General features: G+C 58.6%; 1 protein-coding gene. It reads left to right on the forward strand.

Features of this window, described 5'->3' with window-relative positions:
- Positions 1–415: ABC transporter ATP-binding protein (locus RTW80_RS27490; protein ID WP_312721255.1), on the forward strand; the 415-nt coding region annotated here is incomplete at both ends.

Genomic DNA, 415 nt, shown 5'->3' on the forward strand with positions numbered 1-415 from the left:
TACCGGTGCTCGGGCAAATCGTCCTGCTGTGCTACGGCGGGTGGTCGGTCATGCACGGGCGGATCGATCTCGGTACCTTCGTTGCATTCGCCAGCTTCCTCGCGATGCTGACCGGGCCAACCCGCGTACTGGCATCGTTTCTGGTTATCGCACAGCGCACTCAGGCGTCCGTGGAGCGGGTGTTTGCACTGATCGACACCCGTTCACAGATGGAGGACGGGACGGAGTCGATTAACAGTCAGGTTGTCGGACTGGAACTGGAGAATATGAGCTTTGACTACCACCATGGCGACAGACATATCCTCAGCGATATCTCCTTTTCCCTGCGCGCCGGTGAAACCGTGGCGGTGGTGGGCGCATCGGGTTCAGGAAAATCGACCCTGTTGATGCTGCTGGCGCGTTTTTATGATCCCTG

The sequence above is a fragment of the Escherichia sp. AM3 genome (assembly GCF_032029835.1).
Classification (GTDB): Bacteria; Pseudomonadota; Gammaproteobacteria; order Enterobacterales; family Enterobacteriaceae; genus Escherichia; species Escherichia coli.